Here is a 522-nt window from a genome sequence, read left to right as displayed (position 1 = left end):
CACCGCGACCGTCGTCCGGCGGCCCTGCTCCCGGTCGCCGCCCGGCGTGGGGTGCTCGGTGGAGAGCGCGACCGGGAAGTCGGCCGCGGTCAGCCGCCGCTGCGCGATGCCGTGCTGGTAGTTGATGAGATACCGGTCGAGCCGGTCCCGCAGCTCCCCGTGCACGGCCTCGGCCCGCTGCCGCGCGGCCTCGGGCAGGACCCCGCCGAGCGTGGGACGGCGGGCGTTGCCGCGCCCGGTCACGGTGATCCGGGGCAGCGGCAGACCGTTGTGGTGGTTCCACAGCCCGGTCCGGGTCGCCAGCTCGGCCACGTAGTTGAGCTTGCGGCCCTCGTCCCTGCTGATCTGCCGCGAGCCCTCACGGAACCCGATGTCCACCNNGCGGGTTGGCCTCGGCCGACGGCTCGTTCGTCAGCAGGTCCGCGCTGACCTCGTGCATGGACTCGCCCGGCCGCTGGGAGAACATCCGGAAGTGCCACAGGTCGCTGCCCTTGGCCAGCTCCGACGCCTGCTTCATGCGTG

Annotated in this window: 1 protein-coding gene; it reads right to left on the bottom strand. The window is 73.5% G+C overall.

The annotated features are described in order from the left end of the window. The coding region (locus CCN72_RS39450) for a hypothetical protein (RefSeq protein WP_158101483.1) at window positions 1-378 on the bottom strand (378 nt) is incomplete at its 3' end. Between the last annotated feature and the right edge of the window lie 144 nt (window positions 379-522).

It is taken from the genome of Streptomyces murinus (assembly GCF_002154555.1).
GTDB lineage: Bacteria > Actinomycetota > Actinomycetes > Streptomycetales > Streptomycetaceae > Streptomyces > Streptomyces murinus.
This window is presented reverse-complemented; position numbering and strand designations above follow the sequence as displayed.